We start from the raw sequence: 22294 nt of genomic DNA on the forward strand, positions 1-22294 counted from the left end.
CAGCGGCCAATTTTTTCCATGTCCGTTCGACTCAAGCACCAAGAGTTGCGACAGGGCGGATTCAAGCGAAGCCCTGCGACCATTTTCCCCCTTGCATCCGAGACGATAACCGGTGTATACAAAAAGATACCTTTCGTAAATAAATCACCTGGGTACGGACGGAGCTATCCTTTTTCATCAATGTTAGACTGTACTTAATGCCATGACTTCATTCAAAATAAAAATCCTGCCATTATCTGTCATAATTTTTTTTATAATATTACCTGTAATCGATGCAAGTATTCTTGCATCGGTAAACAATAAATATGGGTTAGTATTTTTTGATTTGAAAGAAAAATATTTTTCAAATGATAAAATTAAATTTTCAGTTAGTAATATTTCAAATGAACAATTGACATTTTATTGTTCTGTAGAAAAATTTATTGATAACAGGTGGCGCGAAATAGGTTCTATTAATAACCTTAAATGTAGCAAAGCTGTTAAATTGGACAAACTTGATCCTAAAAATGTTCTAAAGCAAGTTTGGGATCATAATCATAAATGTTTTAGCCACGTAGGAAGGCATGGAACTTTCAGGTTTGTCGTCTATATTTATTCAAATTCCGATCACAAAATAATAGGAAAAATTTATTCCAAAGAGTTCATCATTTTTCCCTTTCCAAGTGAAAAGTAGCTGCTGTTCGATCCTCTCGATTCATACCCGTTTTGTTTGCTTTGTTGCGTTTTTCATAATGGTAAACGAGCAGTTATAAGGCAGGGGGCTACACAGCCTCACCTCCCTCGTCTATTCGGATAGGGTTAGGTATAGAATAGTACCCAAAATTGGCTCCTCCGCAAATTCCTCCAAACACATTATCCCGATTGTGAACACGTGCCGTTTGTGTTAAGACAGCTTGCCACGATGCGGAAGGCTCGCTGATAAACAATGCGCAGAATCATTTCAAAACTGGTGGTGATCGACGCAAGCAATGAAAAAATCGCCTTCGGCTTCGCCATAGGCGTATTCATGGGCATTACCCCGTATTGGGGTTTCCATACGATGTTCGCCTTCCTTTTCGCCGCCCTGCTGCGGGGAAACGTAGTGGCCGCCATTCTCGGCGTTCATGTGGGCAACCCCCTTACCGCCCCGCTTTTATTCGCGTCAACCTACTGGGTCGGAAGCAAGTTCATCGACTCCGACCCGATCTGCTTCGCGTGGAAGGATTTTTCCCTCGACGCCGCCATAAGACTTTTCAGCGAAGCCCCTCACATCATAATGGTTCTGAGCATCGGAGCCCTGGTCATAGGACTGCCCCTTTCAGGCCTTGCCTACTGGCTGGCAAAAATCGGAATGGCCGGGTACAGGGCGCGCAACACAGCCAAAGAAGGCGAATGAACCCGAAGGCCCACGCTGCTAATACATAAGGCGTGGACATCAATTAGAGAAGAACCGTCCTGCCCCCCCCTCGCCTGTCCTGCAGTCGTAAAATTTGTTTCCCGCAAGCCCAAAAAATTGTATAATAAGCCAGATACACAAGTCTCCTTTTGAACCACCCGTTTCCCGACAAAGACATTGCCCGGCTTGAAGGGGCTGCCTGAGGCTGTTTTCAGCGCATGCTTCGCCTGTAAAAGGTCCGGCTCCTCATCAAAACCCCATACACAAGCTGGCGGACAGCCGTTTTGGGCCCGCCGGGGCCAAATGAAGAAAAGCCCCCGAAGCGCCACCATGAATGAGCCGGTGACGATGGGGCACTTGACCCGAATATTTCTGGGAGCAGGGTTTAGGGGCTGTTTCCAAAAAAACTTTTACAACCGGTTGCGTCTTCATCCCTTCCGACTGTGTTGCGCTCCTTGCGGAATAGCTCGCTATTCCTCAGTCACGCGCCTTGTCGGCAGGGCGAATACGCTTGCCTTACGTGTGACAATTTTTTTTCGGAAACAGCCCCTGATTCCATTTTTCGAACTCCCAAAAACGTTGGAGAAATAGGCTTGTAGTATTTCTCCCCTCGGCCAGATTCCCTTGAAAACGGAAAAGAACCATGCTCCGCTTAATGCCCGTGAGCCGGTTTTCCTTGTTTGTTTGCTCCTTTTTGGCGTTCGTTTTCTGCTCAATGCCCCATTCTGCCTGGGCGGAAAGCGTTTCCATCAGGGTGGGCACCTATGAAAACGCCCCCAAGGTCTTTACCGACGAATCCGGGCGGTCGGCGGGCATTTTTATCGATATTCTTTCGCACATCGCCAAGGCCGAGGGCTGGCGGGTGAGCTATGTTCCGGGCACCTGGGCCGAGGGGCTGGACCGCCTGGAAAAAGGCGAAATCGACCTGATGCCCGACATGGCCTACACGCCGGACCGGAGTAAAATTTTCTCCTTTCACAAGGTTCCGGTTTTATCCTCCTGGTTTCAGGTCTACGCCCGGAAAGGCAGCGGAATCAGCACGGTCCTGGACTTGAACGGCAAGAGCATAGCGGTTCTGGATCGATCCATTCAGCAACAGGAGCTCGTGAAGCTGATCGGCACATTCGGTTTGAGCGCAAACATCGTTTCCGCCCCCGATTATAAAACCACCTTTGAAATGGTCGCAAAACGAAAGGCGGACGCGGCGGCCACCAACCGGTTTTTCGGCATGATGCACGCCAAAAAATACGGCCTGGAGGACACGGCCGTCATTTTCAATCCTTCCGATCTTTTCTTCGCGGCTCCGAAAATGGGCCGGGGACGATTTTTGCAGATCATCGACGCCCATCTTTCAAAACTCAAAAAAGACTCACGGTCCGTTTATTACGAGTCCATGAAACGCTGGACATCAGAGGAGGTCCATTTCAAGCTGCCTCAATGGGTGAAAATTCTCGGCCTTGTGGTGGGCGCAATTTTACTGACAAGCATTGCCGGAGCTTCTGTGCTGAAGCATCAGGTGAATGTCCGCACAAGGGAGCTGAAAGAGGTCAACCTTGAAATGGAGGAGCGCATAAAAAGGCGCACCGCCGAACTGGCCGAGGCAATGGAAAAGGCCAGGGCCGCAGACCGGATCAAATCCGCCTTTCTGGCCACCATGTCGCACGAATTGCGTACGCCGCTCAATTCCATAATAGGATTCACGGGCATAATGCTCCAGGGTCTCACCGGGCCTTTGAACGATGAGCAGAAAAAACAGATGACCATGGTTCAGACCAGTTCCCGCCATCTTCTGGCCCTTATCAACGACGTATTGGACATATCCAAAATCGAGGCCGGTCAGCTTGAGCTTGCCGTAGAGCCCTTCGAGCTTCGCCCGTCCATAGAAAAGGTGGTCAGGCTTGTCGCCCCCCTGGCCGAAAAAAAGGGGCTGGAACTTACGCTGGAAGCCGACGCCGACCTGGGAGCCGCCACCACTGATCAGCGCCGCCTGGAGCAGATTCTCTTGAACCTCCTGAATAACGCCATCAAATTCACCGAAAAAGGCCGGGTTGCCGTCTCGTGCAAAAGTGAAAACGGCGATTATCTTTTATCGGTTTCGGACACCGGCATAGGCATGAAACCCGAAGAGCTGCCGAACCTTTTTCAGCCCTTTCACCAGCTGGACAGCGGCCTTACCCGCAAACACGAGGGAACGGGCCTTGGGCTTTCCATCTGCAGGAAAATCATCGAAATGATGGGCGGGTCCATTTTCGTGGAAAGCCGGTTGGGCCAGGGAAGCGTTTTCACCATCAGGTTTCCGAAACACACGGAGAAGCCCCATGAAAAAAACTCTCCTGATCATTGAAGATAACGAGCAGAATTTTTATCTCATGCGTTTTCTGCTGGAAAAGAGCGGCTTTTCCGTGATGGGCGCATCAACCGGCAGGGAGGGCATTGAAATGGCCCTTGCGCTCAAGCCGAGCGCCATTTTGCTCGATATCCAGCTTCCGGAAATGGACGGGTACGCTGTTGCCGCCGAGCTGAAAAAGCATGAGGAACTTGCGGGCACGCCCATCATCGCCGTCACGTCATACGCCATGGTGGGGGACCGGGAAAAGATTCTGGCCGCCGGCTCCACCGGCTACATCGAAAAGCCCATCGACCCGGAAACCTTTGTTGACGACATCGCCCGGCACCTTCCCGACAACAGGGAGTGATGTAATGAACATCCTCATTGTGGACGACAACAAGGAAAACCGCTATCTGCTGTCGGCCCTGCTCAGGGGCAGCGGGCACCTGGTGGCTGAGTCCGAAAACGGCGCGGATGCAATGGAAAAGCTGCGAACAGGCGGCTTCGACCTTTTGATCAGCGACATCCTGATGCCGGTCATGGACGGATTCCAGTTGATCCAAACCTTGAAGTCGGATGAAGCCCTTCGCCAGACCCCGGTAATAGTTTACACGGCCACCTATACCGGGCCGGAAGACGAGGCCTTCGCATTGAAGATCGGCGCTGACCGTTTCATTCAGAAGCCGTGCGAACCGGAAGTGTTCATGGATGCGCTGAATGAGGTCATGGCCGGCGCCGGAGGCAGGGCGGTTCCGGCCTTGCCTTTACCCGAAGAGGAAGTTTTCAAACTTTACAACGAAAGGCTCATACGGAAACTTGAGCAGAAGATGTTTCAGCTGGAACAAGAGGGCCTGTTGAGGCAGGAGGCCGCCCAAGCCCTTCAGATATCGGAAAAAAAGTACAGGAAACTCCATGAAAGCATGATGGACGGCTTTGTCCGGGTCGACATGCAGGGAACCATCATGGAGAGCAACGAGTCTTACCAGAGGATGGTGGGCTATGACGCTGCGGAGCTTTCCGGCCTCACCTATACCGATCTCACCCCGGAAAAATGGCGCGACTACGAAAAGACCATAGTGGCCACGCAAATACTTCCACGGGGTTATTCGGATGTCTATGAAAAGGAATACCGAAAAAAGGACGGATCCATATTCCCCGTCGAACTGCGTACTTTTCTGATACGGAACGACAGCGGCGAACATGAGGGAATGTGGGCCATTGTGCGGGACATAACGGCCAGGAAACAGGCCGATGAGGCCTTGAGGCTCGCCAACGACATAATCGTCCGCTCTCCGGCGGTGGCCTTTGTCTGGAAAAACAAAAGGGGCTGGCCGGTCGAATACGCCTCCGAAAACGTACGCCGTCTTTTTGGCTGGGCGGCTGAAGATTTCATTTCGGGCGCAATTCCATACGCGGATGTCATCCACCCGCATGACCTTGACCGCGTGGCCGACGAGGTCAGGCGATCAAGCGCCGACCCTGAGGCGGAAAACATTTCGCACACGCCCTACCGAATCGTCGACCGCGCAGGGGCGGTCAAATGGGTGGAGGATCTGACCGCAATCAGGCGCAACGAAAGCCGTAAAATCGTCGCCTACGAAGGACTTCTGATAGACGTCACCGAGCGCATGGCTCTTGAACATTCGCGCCAGCTTTTAAGGGAACAGCTCGCCCAGGCCCAGAAGATGGAATCCGTGGGCCGCTTGGCCGGAGGGGTGGCCCATGACTTCAACAACCTTTTGTCAGTCATCATGGGTTATGGCGAAATGATGAAGATGGATATCAAAAAGGACAACCCCCATCACGAAATGCTGGACGAAATACTACAGGCGGCAATAAGGGCGAAAGACCTTACCCGGCAGCTTCTTGCCTTCAGCCGCAAGCAGGTTCTTGAAACGAACGCGGTTGATGTTTCCGGGGTGGTGACGGGATTTGAAAAACTGATCAGGCGGCTCATAGGAGAGGACATCAAGCTGGAATTGTCCCTTTTTGCGGCCCCGCTCGTGGTGAGGGCCGACACCGCCCAGTTGGAGCAGGTGCTGATGAACCTGGCTGTGAACGCTAGGGACGCCATGCCGGACGGCGGGCACTTGACCATAGAAACCGCTTCGGTGGAGCTTGATGAAACATACGCGGAAACCAGCCCGGACATATCGCCCGGAATGTACGCAATGATAGGGGTCAGCGATACCGGCCAGGGCATGGACCGGGAAACCCAGGCCCGCATTTTCGAGCCTTTTTTCACCACCAAGAGCAAGGAAAGCGGCACGGGCCTGGGCCTTGCGACATCCTACGGCATAATAAAGCAGCACGGGGGAAATATTCTGGTCTACAGCGAGCCCGAAAAAGGCTCCACCTTTAAAATTTACCTGCCGATCGTTTCGGAGAAGGCGGATAAAAAGGCGGAAGCGCCACGGGCCGAGCCCATGCCCGCCGGTGATGCAACCATAATGGTCATCGAGGATGAAAAGGCCGTGCGCAACCTGGTGTGCAGAATGCTCGGCAACCAAGGATATACGGTGATCGAATCGCATTCGGTCATGGACGCCATCGCCAGGGCCGAAGCGTTTAAAGGCCCCATCCACCTGGTGTTAGCCGATGTGGTGATGCCGGAGATGAAGGGACCTGAGGTTTTCGAAAAAATCAGCATACATCACCCGGAATCAAAGGTCCTCTACGTGTCCGGCTATACGGACAACGTGATCGTTCGTCACGGCATGTTGGCGGATGGCGTTCAGTTTCTCCAGAAGCCGTTTACGATAAAAGCCTTGCTTTCAAGGGTGGCTCACGTGCTGGAAAAGGGATAGCGTCTGCGCAAAAAAAATGTTAAGCAAAAAACACAGCCCAAAAAGGTCTCCTTCAGGGGAAAACCCGATTCCCCAACCAGGCAAAAATATTGATTTCCGGCTAGCGGAAGGGAAAAAATGCGCAGAGTCATTTTCAACCAAAAAGGCGGAGTGGGCAAGTCCACCATAACCGTTAACCTGGCTGCCCTTTGCGCCCAGGAGGGCAAAAAAACCCTGGTGGTGGACCTGGATCCGCAAGGCAACGCCTCCCAGTATGTCCTGGGAGCGGGAAAGCATCTTCCGCCCTGGACCCTGGCGGATTTCTTCGGGGATACCTTAAAGTTCAGCTTGAGAAAAAGGGGCCTGCAAGACTACATAACATCCACGCCCTTTCCGGGCCTGCATCTTCTTCCCGCCCACCCCGAAATGGCCGACCTCGCGGGCAAGCTGGAGGCCAAGTACAAGATTTACAAGCTGAAGGAAGCCCTGGATTCGGCTGGCGATTTCGACGCCGTATTCATGGACACCCCCCCTGCCCTTTCCTTCTATACCCTTTCGGCCCTGATCGCGGCGGACACCTGCCTCATCCCCTTTGACTGCGACGAGTTTTCCCGAAGGGCCATTCACAGCCTTATCGGTTCGGTCCACGAGATAAGGGAGGACCACAACCCAACCCTGGTGGTTGAGGGCATCATCGTGAACCAGTATCAGTCAAGGGCGAACCTGCCGAAAAAAATGGTGGAGGACTTGAAGGCGGAGGGGCTTCCCGTGTTCGACTCGTTTCTTTCATCTTCCGTGAAAATCAGGGAAAGCCACGAAAAGGCCCTGCCCCTTATCCACATGGACCCGACGCACAAGATAACCCAGGAATTCGCAGCGCTCTACAGGGAGCTTCTGGGCTGACCGGACCGACGCTTTTGCGCGTGAGCTTTCAGCGCCGGGCGAGGGGACGAAAGGACGGAATTCTTATAAGGAGATCAGCTTTTTCCGTAAGGCCAGCTTTACCAGGTCGGATACGGAGCGGAGCTTCAACTTGGCCATTATGTTGTACTTGTGGGATTCCACTGTTTTGGGGCTTATCGAGAGGCGTCCGGCTATCTCCCTTACCGAGAAACCCTCTGCCAGAAGTTTGAAAACCTCCAGTTCCCTGGGGCTCATGCTTTCGTATTCACCCTTTTTGCCCTTGCCGTCTTCCAGGTCTGAAATCTGATCCAGAAGGATGGACGGGGCCTTGGAGGAAAAATACGTTCCGCCCCCGCTCACGGCCCGGATCGCCATTGTGAGGTCAGTAACGGGGTCCTCCTTTCTCACATACGCCAGGATTCCGGCCCGGAAAAGGCTAAGCACGTAATCCCGCCCGTCATTGACCGTAAACGCTATGATCCTGGTGTCAGGGCAGAGGGCCCTTATGCGCTTTGCCACCTCCACCCCGTCCATTCCGGGCAGGGCGACATCCATGATAACTATGTGAGGCGGGTTTTTGGCGCAAAAATCTATGGCTCTATCACCGGAATCGGCCACGCCGCCGATTTCGAACTCGGACATGTCCGAAATGACAGAGCGTATGCCCTCGGCAACCATCGGGTGATCGTCAACAATCAGTATGGTCTTTTTCATAATCTTAAAACTTACCTGTCGGTTTCTTTTTCCGCCTGACTTGTCACCACTCCCTGCGGCTTGAAAACTTTTCCGAAAGGGCAAGCGCCGCGTTCAAATGCCTTCTGTCCTCTGAGATATATTAATGCTAACAATTCTTATATGCAAGAATTGTGGCGTTTTATAACAGCCTGATGGGGTCTCCGTGATGATAGCTTCAAAAGGCCAGTTCCCCAGTGCGGACTGCGTCATGAAAACGCCTGCAAGGAAGCGCCGTCCTGACCCTCTGATATCCATTGAAATAAATCCCGGCGGCAATGAGAGGGTGATAATCTCTTATGGCCATTTATGACGTGCCTTGTCAAGAATGATCTCAGTTAGTAACAGGATAAAAATGTCGATACGGAATGGCCGCCTTGCATCTGTTCGATTTTGTAATATATTTAAGGGAATCCTGATCGAGGCGGGCTGAACTGCCGTCAAATTTTTTTACAGGCAGGAAACAAATCGGACAGATATTCGCCATTGTTTTTCCGGATTTTTTTCTTTTTGCGCGAAATCAGCCGATCGCAACTCATGACGCAATGTGGCACAAGGCTTGCTGTTTGAATATATTTTAGAGTCTGCTTCGGCCTTAAAGCTAATTTCCGACAAGAGGTTCAGAAAACGGCGTTACGCTTAAAACAGCCGTTTTTTGCGAATATTTCAAACCGGGGCTTCGGCCCCCTGGGTAAAGACATCAGGAAAAAGGAGGGTGCCATGAGCATCCAAAAAGAGTATCTGAAAAAAAAGCCCTTGTGCAAGGTAACCTTCTGCCTGCCTGCCGAACGCATGGAAAACGCGAACTCCGTTCACGTGGTGGGGGAGTTCAACGGCTGGGATCCTTTGGCCACCCCCATGACGCGCGGCAAAGCCGGAGGATTCAAGGCCACCCTGAACCTTGAGCCGGGGCGCGAATACCAGTTCCGCTACCTGGTGGACGAATCCGTGTGGGAAAACGACTGGGAGGCCGACAAATACGTTCCCAACCCATTCGGAAACAGCGAAAACTGCGTGGTGGTGATTTAACGGCCCGGCGCTTGATGTCCGAATTTTGAAGCCCCTGGTTTCGGGCCTCACACGCGGTCTTTTTAAGGGCTTTACGCGAGGCGGGAGGAAATTATCTCAATGTATGAAAATATCCTGGTGCCGGTGGATTTTTCCCCGGGCAATTCCAAGGCTCTTGAAACAGCGATAAAACTCGCGCCTTCGAAAAAAGGCGTCATCACCCTTTTTCATGTCATCGAGTCCATAAACGACACCGATTACATGGAAATAAAGGATTTTTACCTAAAGCTCGAAAAAAAGGCCCATGACGAGCTTGCCCGCCTGGCCGGGCTCTTTTCGGACTCAGGAGTAAAAATCCGCTTGAAGACCGAAATCGGCGAAAGGGCTGGAAGCATCCTCAAATACGCGGCTGAAAGGAAGTGCGACCTTATAGTGATGAACTCGCACCGCATAAAACCAGACGACGGAGCAGCCGGGTGGGGAACCATAAGCTACAAGGTGGGAATTTTGTCCCAGTGCCCGGTCATGCTGGTAAAATAAGGAGGAAAGGCGGACCTATGAGCGCGTTTGAAAAGATACTGTTTCCTGTCGATCTGTCACCTTCTTCGCCCAAACTGGCTTTTCACGTGAAAAACATGGTGGAAAAGCCGAACGCGGTTCTGCACCTTTTGTTCGTGGCCCGCGACCTTTCCCATTTCGGGGGCATGAACGTGCCTTTTGCCGCCATAAACAATCTGAACGAGGCCCTGGCCAAGGGGGCCGAGGTCAACCTGGAGAAATTCCGGGACAGACATTTTCCGGGCATGAACGTCATTGTCGCGGTGCGTTCCGGCGACATTGCCGAGCAGGTCCTGGACTACGCCAGGGAAAACGGCGTCGACCTCATCGTCATGGGGACCCACGGACGCAAAGGCATGGAGAAGGTTCTCTTAGGCTCGGTGGCGGAAAGGGTGATTAAGGGCGCGTCAGTTCCGGTGATGGTGGTGAACCCTCACCGCATCCCGAAGCAATCCCCCGTGGCCTCGTAAAACTTAACATTTCAAAAACAAAAAATCCGGGGCCGTCCCTTACAAAAGGAACCGCCCCGGCATTTTTTCGTGTTATGGCTCCGGCGCAGCAGTCCACGCCCCCATGATACGCCTTTGTCCTTTATTTTCCTGTATCGCTGGCGCGGGACCAGTGCGTCGGTTACTGCTGTCTTTTCAGCACGGCACCGGCAGGCCGATCAAAAACGATGAAATGCAAGGATGGCGAGGAGGACGGGAAGGACGCGTACTAAAAGTACGCGACGCGCCGTCCGACGACGCCTGACACAGCAGTTCGCGTTTTTGGACGGCCTGCCTAGCAGCCGATGTAGCGTGATATGACTATTCGCTGTATCTCGGATGTTCCTTCCCCAATCGTAAGCAGCTTCTGATCCCTGTAGAAGCGCTCCACCTTGTATTCCTTCATCAGCCCGTATCCGCCGTGGATCTGGACCGCGTGGTCGGCCACCCTGCCCATGACCTCGGAGCAGTAGAGCTTTCCCATGGCGGCCTCCTTCTCAAAGGGGCGGTGGTGGTCTTTCAGCCAGCAGGCCTTGTAGAGCAGGTTTCTGGCGCACTCGATTTCCATGGCGCAATCACTGAGCTTGAAGGCAACCGCCTGGAACTTGCTGATGGATTGCCCGAACTGGCGGCGTTTTTTGGCGTAGGAAAGGGCCAGCTCGTAGGCCCCCTGTGCGCCGCCTAAGCCCATCGCGCCTATGGAGAGGCGTCCGCCGTCCAGAGTTTTCAGCATCTGGCGGAATCCGTCCCCCTGGTTTCCAAGAAGATTTTCGTAAGGCACACGGCAGTCGTCGAAATAAAGCTCCGCCGTGTTGGAGGCCCGCCACATGAGCTTCTTGTGCATGGGCTTGGCGGTGAAGCCCTTGGTGCCGTGCTCGACGAGGATACAGGAGTATTCGGGCTTTCCGTCCGGGCGGTGCCCGGTGATGGCCTGGACCGTGACGCCAAGGCTTATGGGAGAGGCCGCATTGGTGATGAAAATTTTGGATCCGTTGATCACCCACTCGTTTCCGTCGCGCACTGCGGTGGTCTGGGTTCCGCCAGCGTCGCTTCCCGCAGCAGGCTCGGTGAGGCCAAAGCCCCAGAGGTATTTTCCGGTGGAGAGCTTGGGCAGGTATTTTTTCTTCTGGTCTTCCGAGCCGAAGTAGTAGATGGGGCCTATTCCCAGTGAGTTGCCGGCAGCCACGGTTGCGGCGTGGGAGCCGTCTATGCGGGCCACCTCCTCCACGGCGATGGCGTAAGAGATGTAATCCAGCTCCTGTCCGCCGTACTTTTCCGGGACAAACATGCCGAAAAGGCCGATTTCTCCCATGCGCCGGGTGAGTTCCGGTGAAAACTCCTCGTTTTCGTCCAAATCCAGGATAAGGGGGGCGATTTCCTTTTCCGCGAAATTGCGCACCGCATCCCGGATCATCTCCTGCTCTTTGTTAAGATCAAAATCCAAAATCCGCCTCCTTGATACAAAAGGGGTTTAAAGGGCTTCAAGCGTTCATGAAAAAATATTTATTTGGCGGTGACATAGCATTACGCGGCCATGTTATAAACAGAAAAGTTCAAAATCCGTATGCCGGATCGAACTTATTTGGTAAAATGGCCCTGTTTCCTTCCGGTATGCTGCAAACCCCGGCAAACTTCTGCAAGCCTCCAGCTTTACGGTTGACAAAATCCCACGGCAATGAGCTAAATATGAATCCCTTTTAGCCAATTGCAGTGAAATCGAAAACCGCTTAAAACCAATCCTCGTGCGAGGTAATCCTTTCGTGAATCAGCACCAGGCCGCCATGCTCCGCAATCTTCCTTCGGTGGAAAGGCTCTTGACGCTTTTATCGTCGCTTAATCCACAGGGTGTTCATCCTCAAAAATTTTTGAAGGACAATGCCGCGCGGGAGCCGTACGCCAAGGCGCGGGTTCCCAGGAGCGTGCTCCTTCTGGCCTCGCGGGATGCCGTGGAGGAATTCAGAAAGCTCATCCTCTCAGGGCGGATTGCCCCCGAAGACAAGGCGGAAACGGAGGGCGCGGTTTTGGCCCTGGCACTCGATAAGGCCCGGAAAGCCCTTTCGCCCAGCCTCATACCCGTGGTGAACGGCACCGGGGTGGTGGTTCACACCAACCTCGGGCGCTCGATCCTGGCCGACGAGGCCCTGGCCCACGCCATGCGCGTCTCCGGGGGCTATTCCAACCTGGAATACGATCTCTCTGAGGGCCGACGAGGCTCCCGCTTCGTGCACGTGGAGGAGCTTTTGAAGGAACTCACCGGGGCCGAGGCCGCCTTTGTAGTTAACAACAACGCGGCTGCAGTACTGTTGTGCATAGACACGGTGGCCAGGGGGAAAAAGGTCATCGTAAGCCGTGGAGAGCTGGTGGAAATCGGCGGCTCCTTCCGTATTCCCGAAGTCATGGCCAAGGGCGGGGCCGATCTTTGCGAGGTTGGCACCACCAACCGGACGCATCCTGCGGATTACGAGAGAGCCATAGACGCCGACACCGGGCTTTTGTTGAAGGCCCACACGTCAAATTTCGCAGTTGTGGGCTTTACGGCCTCGGTGAGTCTGGCGGACCTGTGCCGCATGGGGCGCGAACGCGGAATACCGGTTATGGAGGACCTGGGAAGCGGAAGCCTCTTGGACCTTTCGGTCTACGGCCTTTCCAGGGAGCCCACGGTGGGCGACTCGGTGGCCACGGGGGCGGACCTCGTCACCTTTTCGGGCGACAAGATGCTGGGAGGCCCCCAGGCCGGCATCATCGTGGGAAAGAAGGAAGTGGTTGACCAGTGCAAAAAAAATCCCCTGGCCCGCGCTCTGCGCATTGACAAGATGACCCTGGCGGCCCTGGAATCGACACTCAGGCTATACCGCGACCCTGAAACCGCCGTGGCCGTCATCCCCACCTTAAGGCTCATCGCCGCCGACCCCGCAGCGCTGGCCAGACGGGCGCGCAGGCTTTCCGCTTCCATTAACAAACTCGCCCCCGGAACGGTTACCGCAAGGGTCGTCAAAACCGGCTCCCGCGTGGGCGGGGGGGCGCTTCCCCTGGAGACCCTTCCGAGCTATGGGGTGGAGATTTCAGTTTCCGGCCTTTCGCCCAACGCCCTGGAAAAACTGATGAGGGGGGCCGATACGCCTGTAATCGGACGCATTGAAAACGATTCCTTTCTTCTCGACGTGCGCACTGTGGCCGACCGTGAGCTTTCCCTCGTAACCGGCGCAATTTCATCCTTCTTATCAAAACCGTCTTCGGAGACCGCTTGATGACCGCAAAGGATCCCAAGGTTTTTTCCGACCGCCGCACCAGCGGCGCCTTTTTCATAGCAGATTCCGGCGAATGGCCCAAGGAGCCCCTTGTAAGGCCCGAAGAGCTCGACGCCCCGCCCTCCCCTTCGCGCGACACCCCCCATGAAATTATGGAACCGGCGGGATTTTTCGAAAAGGCCCTGGCCCGGCTCGAAGGATCTTCGCGCTTCGCCGCCCTTGGGATCAGGCCCGGACCGGCCAGGGACGATGCATCCCCGGCCATACAGATTTCAGCCATCGCCTCCGCTTCGGCTCTTCTGGCCAACCGGCTGGAGGGCTTCGCAGGTTTTTCGGATAGCCTCACGGTCAGCATCATTCTGCCGGGAAAAGGCCCGGAGGAGGCGATGGGGGCCGCTGACGAGCTTTTAAGGGCGCTTGCCGACACGGGTTCTTCCAACGTTTTTCTTGGGGCCGCCGTTTTCCCCCAGGGGGTTTTCACGAAAAGCCAGGCACTCAAAAACGTGGAAAAGGCCCTGGACCACGCGCTTTTCCACGGTGGGGGCAACCTGGTTTTTCTGGACGCGGTGAGCCTCAACGTTGCGGCGGACAAGCTCTACCAGGCTGGCGACATGGATGGCGCTGTCAGGGAGCTTCTACACGCTCTGGTGCTGGACCCCGAAAACATCAACGTCCTAAACAGCCTTGGCGTCTGCCACGCGGTGTCGGGCAGGAACGCCGAGGCCCTTGCCCGCTTCACCCAGGCGGGGGGGCTAGCGCCTGCCGATATCATGCCGGTTTACAACGTCGGCCTCATTCACCTTACCGAAAACCGCCCGGAAGAGGCTCTTGCGCATTTTGAAAAGGCCCTGGCCCTGGAGCCTGAGGTCTTCGAGGTGCTTTTCCAGGCCGGACGGGCATCGATGGACCTTGGCAGAACGGACGAGGCCATCAGTTTTTTTGAAAAGGCCGCTACCGCCAAGCCGGAGTCCTTCGCGGCCCAGAAGATGCTGGGAAAAGCCCTGGCCGACGCCGACCGCGCCAAAGACGCGGTGAAGGTTTACGAAAAGGCCCTAAGGATCGTGGGCAACGACGCTGAAAGCCTTTCCATGATCTCCCTATTGTACGTGAAACTTGAGACCAACACCGAAATTGCCGTGTCCTTCGCCCGCCAGAGCGTGGAACTGGAGCCTTCAAACGGCCTTTTCCACTTTCGGCTGGCTCGCATCCTGGAGCAGGTGGCCGACCGGCAGGAGGCCCTGGCCCACTACGAGGAGGCCATGAGGCTGGGGTATCCGGTGTCCGAGCATTTATCCCGCCAAGGGGGCTGACTTAAAGGATTTTTCTTTTGGAAGGGGCAAAGAACAATCTGTCATGACGGGTTCTAAATTTGGCATTTTGACCTATGCGCAGAATGTTAAGGAACCATGAAAAAAGTTTTACTGCTTTTGTGCGAAGGTTTTGAATTGTATATAGCAGCCGCGTTCCATGATGTCCTGGGCTGGTCGGGGGCTTATGGTTCAGAAAAGGTGGAGGTTGTAACTGTCGGCTTGCAGGATGAAGTTGATGGAACTTTTGGAATCAGGCTTATCCCTGACGCAGAATTGTCGGATATAGAAGCGGATGATTTTGACGCCTTGGCCATTCCGGGCGGTTTTGAAGCCTATGGCTTTTACGGGGAAGCCTATTCCGAGCCTGTTGCCAATATTATCCGCCGCTTTAATGAGCTGATGAAGCCTATTGCCTCAATTTGCGTGGGCGCGCTTCCACTTGCGCATAGCGGAGTTTTGGAAGGACGCCCCGCGACGACCTATCATCTTGGAGACGGCTTGCGCCGAAAGCAGCTTGCCGGGTTCGGTGCTGATGTCGTCGATCAACCGGTTGTCTGCGACAAAAATATTATTACTTCCACCTCCCCGGCTACCGCGATAAGTGTTGCGTTCGAACTCTTGGCGCGACTGACGGGGGATGAAAACGCCCATCGGATTCGTGTTTTGATGGGCTTCAAAAAACTGTAAGCTTACCGGCGACGGCATGGCTTGCCCGCAAGGTGACAATACCGGAACGTTATTTCAGTAATCCGGCCTGTGGAGGCTTTTATTTATATGGAAGACGTAGTCAGAGAACTTGCTGCGGACAGCGTTCGGGTTATGGAGTCCTTTCTTTCCGCAAACACCGCCCTTGCTGTTTCGGCGGCCACCATGGTTGCGGAGTCCTTTTGCGCCGGAAAAAAAATCCTCTTTTTCGGAAACGGCGGCTCGGCAGCCGACGCCCAGCATCTGGCTGCGGAATTCGTCAACCGGTTCCGGCTGGAACGCCGGGCGCTTCCAGCCCTGGCCCTCACAACGGACACGTCGGTCTTAACCGCCATAGGAAACGACTACAGCTTTGAGGACGTTTTCGCGCGCCAGGTCCAGGCCGTGGGCAGGACGGGCGACATCGCCTGGGGCATCTCCACTTCCGGCAGGTCCAAGAACGTGATTCTCGCCATGGAGGCGGCCCGGAGCCTGGGAATGCGCACAGTAGGATTTTCCGGAAACGGCGGCGGAGAGCTGGCTGAGCTTTCGGACTTCGCCTTCGTGGTCCAGAGCAGGAAAACGCCCCGAATCCAGGAGTCCCACATGGCGATAGGTCACATACTGTGCGACCTTGTGGAGCGGATATTGTTTCCGCTTCTTTCAAGCGAAGCGTGAGCGCCTGTCTAAAAAAACGAATCGAAAGCCCATGAGCGAAAAAATAAAGCCCCTCGACAACACCGGCCTTAAAACCACAAGCCTTTTTACGCGGAAAAGCCTTGTGGACGTGGCCGACTTCGGGCGGGCCTTTGCCCCGGGCGGGGGCTTTTCGCAGTTTCTGGAGAGCCTTCCCAATATTCTTGCCGGGCGCGACCTAAGGCTCGCCGCAAGCGCCATCGCCCGCGCCAAAAGGGAAGGCAAAACCCTAATCTGGGCCATGGGCGCTCACCTTATTAAAGTGGGGCTTCAACCGGTGCTGGCAAGGCTTCTGGAGGAGGGAGTCATAAGCCTTCTAGCCGTCAACGGAGCCGCCGCCATTCACGACGTTGAAATCGCCCTTTGCGGAAAAACGTCTGAAGACGTCTCCGAAAACCTGAAAAACCGCACCTACGGCATGACCGGGGAAACCGCCGACTTTCTTTCACAGGTCCTTGAGCGATGCAAAACCGGCGGCATGGGCCTGGGGGAGGCCGTGGGGCTTGCCATCCGCGAGGCCGGGCTGCCATTCGCCGGGCACAGCCTTTTTGCCGAAGCTCACCGCATTGGGGTTCCGGTCACGGTTCACGTGGCCCTTGGAACCGACGTCTGGCACGTTCATCCGGGCTTTGACCCAGGAGCGGCGGGCGAGGCTTCACACAGGGACTTTCTGCTTTTTTCGGGGGCGGTGGCCGGTCTCTCCGGCGGAGTGCACGTGAACGCGGGATCGGCGGTCATAATGCCGGAAGTGTTCCTGAAGGCCCTTGCCCTGGCGGGAAATCTCGGGCACGACATGAAGGATTTCACGGCGATAAACATCGACTTCGCCTTGCAATACCGCCCCCAGACCAACGTGGTGAGCCGACCCGTGGAAAAAGGGGGGCTGGGCATAAACCTCACCGGTTGCCACGAGGTTCTGGTCCCCCTTCTGGCCGCAGCGGTGCTGGAGGAGCTTCATTCCTGACGCGGGCGAATGGCGGGGAGCCGCCCGTAAGCCCGGAAACGCTTTTTTGAGGAGATATATTTCCTTGACCTGCCGATACCATCCCGACCGCGAAGCCCGCGTTCGCTGCGAAAAAATGATAGTGGGGTACTGCGAGGAATGCCTGGAAAGCTGCGAAGCCTGCACCGACCCATGCGGCTACTGCAAGTTCCGCTCCTCGTGCGTGATCTGGGAGACGTGCAGGAAAAGCGCAAAAAGACACAGGCTGGAAGAGGAGGCCAAGGGAGTCGTGCAGTCTTGAAGGCTTTTTCCCAAGGGATTTTTTAGCGAGGCAAAATCATGGCGATTTCGTCACAAGCCGACCCGTTCCTGAAAATGAAGCTGGCCCTGGTCAAAACCATTCTGGCCGAGCAGAACCCAAGCCTGGATTTTCTGGAACAGACCTTTGTGGAGGAGTTCGGCTCCCCGCCCTCCGCCGACCTGGTGGCCCTGTTTGAAAACGAGCTGAAAAAAAGGCTCGTCGATCCGGGCTCAAGGCGCATTCATCTCAAATTGAACCTCATCAGGGAGTACGCCAAGGCAAAGGCCGACGAATACATAAAGCGAGAGTGCGAGGCCCTTGGCGGAAAATGCCTTCCCCTTGCGCTGGACAAGGACATCCTGATCACCCTGGACCGCCTTCAAAGCGTTTTCAGCACCAACGACCACCAGGAGGTAATCGTTCTGGCCTTAAAACTTCTGGAGCAGAAGGCCAAGAAGCTCTCGCCGGAGTCGTTCCGAAACTGATCGCCCTCACTCCTCTTCACCGGCTTCGTCGAGCTCCCTCTTCATTTCCAGCGCCTTTGCGTAAACGTCCCGACGGCCAAGACCCAAGCGCCTTGCGACCCGCTCAGCCAGCCGCGACAGGGATTCATCCCCTTTCATGAGCCCCTCACGCAAAGCCTCTTCGACGGTTTCATCCCCGGGCGCGTCCTCCGCCCCGCTCCGGCCCTCCACCAAAAGGGTGCACTCGCCCTTTATCTCGCCGCGCCGGGCAAGGTTTTCCGCCATTTCCGAGAGGCTCGCCCGAAAAAACTCCTCGTGGACCTTGGTGAGCTCCCTTGCCAGAACCGCCCGCCGGTCCCCAAAAATTTCCAAAAGCTCCGCGCAAAGCCTCGCCACCCGGTGGGGCGATTCGTAAAAAATGAGGGTTGCGGCCACCGGTGATAGGGCCTCCAGGCGCTGCCTGCGCTGCCCGCTCTTTCTGGGCAGAAAGCCCTCGAAATAATGGGAGTCAGTGGGAAGCCCCGAAGCGGAAAGCGCGGCGACGGCGGCGCAGGCTCCCGGAATCGGAACCACCCGGAAGCCCGCCTGGGCCGCCTGCCCGACAAGGCGGTATCCGGGGTCGGAAACCGTGGGGGTTCCGGCGTCGCTCACCAGGGCGAGGTTTTTCCCCTCCCCCAAAAGGGCGAGAATCTGCCCGGCCCGCTCGGACTCGTTAAACTGGTGGCAGGAAATGAGGTGCGCGGAAATTTCGTGCCGGGTAAGGAGCTTCCGCGTGTGGCGGGTGTCCTCGGCCACTATGAAATCGGCCTCCGACAGAATCCTGAGAGCGCGCAGGGTGATGTCCTCGAGGTTTCCCAGGGGGGTCGCCACCACGTACAGGACGCCGCAGTCTTTTCCTTCAACAAGTTCTCGAACCATGTTTTACGGCCTTCAAAAACCTGAGTGTACCCTTTGCCGCCTTTTCCATATTTTGCGTCGCAATCTCACGGAAATCTTCGATACACGTTTTTTCTCTTTCCGTCCATGATCCTTTGTGGCCGTATTTTGATTCATGCAAAAAAAGCCCCGTAGTAATAAAGATTTTTTTCCCTGAAATCCCGGTTTTGTTTTGACTCGGAAGTCCCGACGGGTGTATTTATGATGGATTCGTAAAAAAAATGCAGCCAAGGGGGCTTGGGTGCATAAGGCTCAAGACAGGCCGCTCCTTTCCTGAGGGGGTCATCGCTCCCCTTTCCCGTTCATAACAGGCTGTCGAAAAACGCGATCCGGCAGTGTTCTGCTTTAAAGCCAATTCCGTCACGTACATTAAGTACGCTTGACTCATTGGCTTTTCGCACCGCCTTCACGGCTCATCGTTTTTCATCAGCCTGTATAATTCGAGTAACAGACTATTATAATATCCTAAATTGATTTTTTGAGGACCAAAAAGGCATGAACGGACCGGATCATAAAAAGGACGGATGGCCCAAAAGCCTTATCGACGGCGATCCGGGCAAAAAACAGGCAGCCATTCGACGCCTTTACGAGAGCTATCACCCGGTTCTGTGGGCCCTGGGCCGGACCCGCACCGATGACCCGGTCTTTCTCAAGGACGTTCTCTGCCGGTTCTGGCAGAACATGGCAAACGGCGTCCTTCGCCCTTCAACGGACGACACCAGGAGCCCCCTGGTTTTTCTTCTGGCCTCCTTTCACCGGTTTCTCGCCGAAATGAAGCGGGATAAGGGCGTGATCGACACCCCCGCCCTCACCGATAAGGACATCGAAGAAATTTACTCGGGAAAACTGACTCCTGAGCAGAGGGAGCAAAAACAGGAACGCCGCCAGGTTCTTGGCCGGGCCCTGGCCATTCTGGGCGAGATCGCCCCCCTGGACGCCCAGCTTTCCTTTCATTACCTTTCAGGAGCCGACATCAAAAAAATTTCCTCCCGGCTTTCCGGAACCCGGCCACTTGAAGACGAGACCCAGGGCGACGAGGAAATGGCCCTCCAAAAAAGGCTTCTCGATACCCACAAAGGCGCACTGGCCCGGCTGAAAATTCTGCTGGACCGTTTTCATTCACGCCCCCCCGAAACGCCGCCAACAAGCCCCGACGCGCCATGAACACGCCATGAACACGCCTCACCGCCGCCGTCTTTCCGTGCCTCTGGTTCCCGGCGACAATGCCCGGCCCGATACTGCGGAAAAGATTGAGATCATCCTTTTCTACAAGGATGAAAAGTTAAAGAGCCACGCGGTAAAGCACCTCACCAACATGGGCGAATCGGAAACCACCTGGAAAGGCCTCTCATCCGATGAACGGGCAGTTATTACCCGCACCATAGGCAAGCTCCAGGACCTGGGCTGCCCGCATTTTCTTATCCCCACAACCGTCCCCCCCTGCGAATACGGCGTGTCCTCGTGCAGGCATTATCCCCGCTGCGCGGAAGTGACTGCGGAACTTGAGGAAATCTACCTTAGGGCGGTTTCCCAGGTCATTTTCGAGAGCGTGCAAAAGCCGCGCTGGGCGAGTTTCTTTTCGGACCGGGACGGCAACGCCTCGCTGGTCTTCATGCCTGACCGCCCGGTGGTGGCCAAGGCCTCGCTTCTGGAAGAGAACGTGTACAACCTTCTCACCTGCTACGGCGCGGTGGGCCAGAGCTTCCAGGAAATGCGCGATCTCCAGATGGAGATGATAAGAAACGAGGCCAGGGGGCGCAGCATAAATCTCCACGATGAAAACACCTGGGGCCTTATGGATGACGACCCCACGGATGACGAGGAACAGGAAGCGCACGAAATTGACGCAGTGGGAAAGATTGCCAGAAAAAAAAGCAGGGCCGGAAGGTTTCGGGGCGGCGGCGCGCACTGGCGGAGGTTTTTGGATGAGCACGAATGAACGATGGGAGGACCTCTTCGCAAGGTCCACCGAGGATATATCCAACTTCCTGTGGGCGGCTGAGTCTCTTTTGAAGCCCCCGCCGGGATACGAACCGGACCACCTTCTAGTGGTGGCCCTGTTGAGCAGGTTCCGCGCCCGCACGGCTCTCGCCCTGTTGCCGGACGCGCCAGCCGACGAATATCAAGCCTTGATGCTCAAACTCCTGAAGCTTAAGGACAAGGCCGAAGCAGCCCTGGCCCGTTTCGCCAGGGCGACCGCCATGGACGTGAGGGGCATAGAGGCCAGGATTGACCTCCTTGGCGAGAGCCTGAAACGCATCAAGGACATGACCGAGGACTCGATCCTTTTCGGAGCGCCGCCCGAAGCCGAAAACGAGTCAAAAGATATGATCCACGCCTTCCTTCTGCGCTTCAACGCCCTGTCCATTGCCGTGGGCGAGCTTTCGGCCCCGCCCTTTTCAGAACTTGACCTGGGCAACCTGCCGGAGAGGCTCAACGAGCTTGAAAACGATTTCAGGATGAACTCCCACTGCCTTGGGGCCGTTTCCGACCTTTTGCCCCGAATGGCCGAAAGGGAGTACAACCGCGCGCCTTGGTGGCTCACCCCGCCTAAAAATCCGGCCCCGTTTCCTGAAGACGTGGCATCATCCCCATTTGCCCCCTATGCGGACGAGCTGCGCCAGGAAGGGGCCGAAGCCGCGCGGGACTGCCCCCAGGCGGGCCGGGTGATAGCCCTGGCCCTGGGCGAGGCCGCCCCCGGCGAGGAAGCCTCAACAAGGGAGCACGTGGTGGTCTGCCACGGATGCCGCAGGCTCTTTCTTGACGTCATGGCTCTTTCCGGAGCCGCCCCCTCAGAGCCTGCGCCCGACATCTGGGCCGAAGCCTGGCCGGAGGCGCGGAAAAAACCCCGGCTCCCGCTCTTGCCAGCCATCCCCATGAGGCCGGTAAGGGGCCTTTCATCGGCAAGGTGGCCGTTTGCCGCGCTCTTCCTGCTGGTTTCGGCCATAACCATAATATCTGCCATTTTCGGTCGATCGCTCCTGCCGGTGGGCCGTCCCACGGCCCCGGCGGTAAAGCCGGAAACCGCCCAGGTTCCCTACGCCGCCTCTCAGGCTGCTGGCAGGGTTTTCGAGCCCGGCCCGCGCGAGCTTGCAATAAAGGTGATGGGGAAAAGGCGCAAGGGCGTGGCCATGGGCGGCCTCATCGCCGGATACACCGAATTTGCAGCGTCGCCCGGGCAGGTGATGAAATCCCGCGACGGTTTCCGCATATCCTTCGTGACAAACAAGGCATCGCACGCCTATGTCTTTTTCTGGGGAAGCGCCGGGGACATCCGCCCTCTGATGAGGGGCAGTTTCGACGCGAACCATGCGGTTACGATTCCGGGAGGGGACGGCTGGTATTATCTGGATGATCACGCAGGCCTTGAAACCATCTGGATATTCCTTTCGGAAAAGGAGATACCCGACTTCGACCAAAGGCTCCTTTCGCTGGAAAAGGCGGACCCGAATAGCATTTCCACCCTTTTTCCGGAAGCCCAGCCCTTTTCCTTCAGCATACGGCATGAGGCCTGAGGCGCAAGGAAGCTGGAA

General features: G+C 55.6%; 22 protein-coding genes. 19 read left to right on the forward strand and 3 right to left on the reverse strand.

The genetic code is table 11. From position 1 onward, the window contains the following. The first annotated feature begins 202 nt into the window (after positions 1 to 202). The 6 genes from HZB23_04915 to HZB23_04940 all read left to right on the forward strand — a co-directional run bounded on the left by HZB23_04915 (position 203) and on the right by HZB23_04940 (position 7393). Positions 203 to 673 carry a hypothetical protein gene (locus tag HZB23_04915; protein ID MBI5843996.1) on the forward strand — a complete coding sequence of 157 codons (471 nt, stop codon included), beginning with the start codon at positions 203 to 205 and terminating at the stop codon, positions 671 to 673. 252 nt (positions 674 to 925) lie between these two features. Beyond that, positions 926 to 1375, forward strand: coding sequence for a DUF2062 domain-containing protein (locus HZB23_04920; protein ID MBI5843997.1), 450 nt, complete (start codon positions 926 to 928; stop codon positions 1373 to 1375). Between the two features lie 655 nt (positions 1376 to 2030). Next, a complete protein-coding gene (locus HZB23_04925) occupies positions 2031 to 3719 on the forward strand; it encodes a transporter substrate-binding domain-containing protein (protein MBI5843998.1) in 1689 nt (562 codons plus the stop codon). Then, positions 3694 to 4071 carry a response regulator gene (locus HZB23_04930; protein MBI5843999.1) on the forward strand — a complete coding sequence of 126 codons (378 nt, stop codon included), beginning with the start codon at positions 3694 to 3696 and terminating at the stop codon, positions 4069 to 4071. The genes HZB23_04925 and HZB23_04930 overlap by 26 nt, the downstream gene beginning before the upstream one ends. A 4-nt stretch (positions 4072 to 4075) precedes the next feature. Beyond that, complete coding sequence (locus HZB23_04935; protein ID MBI5844000.1) at positions 4076 to 6511, forward strand: response regulator; 2436 nt, start codon at positions 4076 to 4078, stop codon at positions 6509 to 6511. A 117-nt stretch (positions 6512 to 6628) separates the two neighbouring features. Next, positions 6629 to 7393 (forward strand): ParA family protein, encoded by a 765-nt coding sequence (locus tag HZB23_04940; protein ID MBI5844001.1) that lies wholly within the window; start codon positions 6629 to 6631, stop codon positions 7391 to 7393. A gap of 63 nt (positions 7394 to 7456) precedes the next feature. Here HZB23_04940 and HZB23_04945 read toward each other — a convergent pair whose 3' ends face one another. Then, a complete protein-coding gene (locus HZB23_04945; GenBank protein MBI5844002.1) occupies positions 7457 to 8107 on the reverse strand; it encodes a response regulator transcription factor in 651 nt (216 codons plus the stop codon). A 738-nt stretch (positions 8108 to 8845) separates the two neighbouring features. On the opposite strand from HZB23_04945, the gene HZB23_04950 reads away from it, so the two are divergent. The 3 genes from HZB23_04950 to HZB23_04960 all read left to right on the forward strand — a co-directional run bounded on the left by HZB23_04950 (position 8846) and on the right by HZB23_04960 (position 10161). Next, positions 8846 to 9154, forward strand: a complete 309-nt coding sequence (locus HZB23_04950; GenBank protein MBI5844003.1) for an isoamylase early set domain-containing protein — start codon at positions 8846 to 8848, stop codon at positions 9152 to 9154. Between the two features lie 90 nt (positions 9155 to 9244). Beyond that, positions 9245 to 9673: a universal stress protein gene (locus HZB23_04955; GenBank protein MBI5844004.1), complete on the forward strand. Its 429-nt coding sequence runs from the start codon at positions 9245 to 9247 to the stop codon at positions 9671 to 9673. Positions 9674 to 9690: 17 nt separating this feature from the next. Next, positions 9691 to 10161, forward strand: coding sequence for a universal stress protein (locus tag HZB23_04960; GenBank protein MBI5844005.1), 471 nt, complete (start codon positions 9691 to 9693; stop codon positions 10159 to 10161). A 313-nt stretch (positions 10162 to 10474) separates the two neighbouring features. Here HZB23_04960 and HZB23_04965 read toward each other — a convergent pair whose 3' ends face one another. Then, on the reverse strand, positions 10475 to 11623 hold the full coding sequence (locus HZB23_04965; protein MBI5844006.1) for an acyl-CoA dehydrogenase family protein: 1149 nt from the start codon (positions 11621 to 11623) through the stop codon (positions 10475 to 10477). Between the two features lie 337 nt (positions 11624 to 11960). On the opposite strand from HZB23_04965, the gene HZB23_04970 reads away from it, so the two are divergent. The 7 genes from HZB23_04970 (at position 11961) to HZB23_05000 (ending at position 17846) form a co-directional block, all read left to right on the forward strand. Then, positions 11961 to 13427 (forward strand): L-seryl-tRNA(Sec) selenium transferase, encoded by a 1467-nt coding sequence (locus tag HZB23_04970; protein MBI5844007.1) that lies wholly within the window; start codon positions 11961 to 11963, stop codon positions 13425 to 13427. Next, a complete protein-coding gene (locus HZB23_04975; protein MBI5844008.1) occupies positions 13427 to 14737 on the forward strand; it encodes a tetratricopeptide repeat protein in 1311 nt (436 codons plus the stop codon). The genes HZB23_04970 and HZB23_04975 overlap by 1 nt, the downstream gene beginning before the upstream one ends. Before the next feature lie 96 nt (positions 14738 to 14833). Then, complete coding sequence (locus HZB23_04980; GenBank protein ID MBI5844009.1) at positions 14834 to 15424, forward strand: DJ-1/PfpI family protein; 591 nt, start codon at positions 14834 to 14836, stop codon at positions 15422 to 15424. Between the two features lie 87 nt (positions 15425 to 15511). Continuing rightward, positions 15512 to 16099, forward strand: a complete 588-nt coding sequence (locus HZB23_04985) for a D-sedoheptulose 7-phosphate isomerase (protein ID MBI5844010.1) — start codon at positions 15512 to 15514, stop codon at positions 16097 to 16099. 31 nt (positions 16100 to 16130) lie between these two features. After that, positions 16131 to 17081 carry a hypothetical protein gene (locus HZB23_04990; GenBank protein ID MBI5844011.1) on the forward strand — a complete coding sequence of 317 codons (951 nt, stop codon included), beginning with the start codon at positions 16131 to 16133 and terminating at the stop codon, positions 17079 to 17081. 64 nt (positions 17082 to 17145) lie between these two features. Beyond that, positions 17146 to 17361 (forward strand): hypothetical protein, encoded by a 216-nt coding sequence (locus tag HZB23_04995; protein MBI5844012.1) that lies wholly within the window; start codon positions 17146 to 17148, stop codon positions 17359 to 17361. Between the two features lie 38 nt (positions 17362 to 17399). Next, complete coding sequence (locus HZB23_05000) at positions 17400 to 17846, forward strand: hypothetical protein (protein MBI5844013.1); 447 nt, start codon at positions 17400 to 17402, stop codon at positions 17844 to 17846. Between the two features lie 6 nt (positions 17847 to 17852). Here the strand turns inward: HZB23_05000 and rsmI are convergent, their stop codons facing one another. Continuing rightward, positions 17853 to 18743 carry a 16S rRNA (cytidine(1402)-2'-O)-methyltransferase gene (rsmI, locus tag HZB23_05005; protein ID MBI5844014.1) on the reverse strand — a complete coding sequence of 297 codons (891 nt, stop codon included), beginning with the start codon at positions 18741 to 18743 and terminating at the stop codon, positions 17853 to 17855. Positions 18744 to 19256: 513 nt separating this feature from the next. Here rsmI and HZB23_05010 point away from each other — a divergent pair. From HZB23_05010 to HZB23_05020, 3 genes are read left to right on the forward strand one after another with little or no spacing between them, the layout of a single operon-like run. Next, on the forward strand, positions 19257 to 19925 hold the full coding sequence (locus HZB23_05010; protein ID MBI5844015.1) for a sigma-70 family RNA polymerase sigma factor: 669 nt from the start codon (positions 19257 to 19259) through the stop codon (positions 19923 to 19925). A gap of 7 nt (positions 19926 to 19932) precedes the next feature. Continuing rightward, positions 19933 to 20700, forward strand: coding sequence for a hypothetical protein (locus HZB23_05015; GenBank protein ID MBI5844016.1), 768 nt, complete (start codon positions 19933 to 19935; stop codon positions 20698 to 20700). After that, positions 20687 to 22276, forward strand: a complete 1590-nt coding sequence (locus tag HZB23_05020) for a hypothetical protein (protein ID MBI5844017.1) — start codon at positions 20687 to 20689, stop codon at positions 22274 to 22276. Before HZB23_05015 ends, HZB23_05020 begins: the two co-directional genes overlap by 14 nt. Positions 22277 to 22294: the final 18 nt, after the last annotated feature.

Source organism: Deltaproteobacteria bacterium, assembly GCA_016235345.1.
Lineage (GTDB): Bacteria > Desulfobacterota > Desulfobacteria > Desulfobacterales > Desulfatibacillaceae > JACRLG01.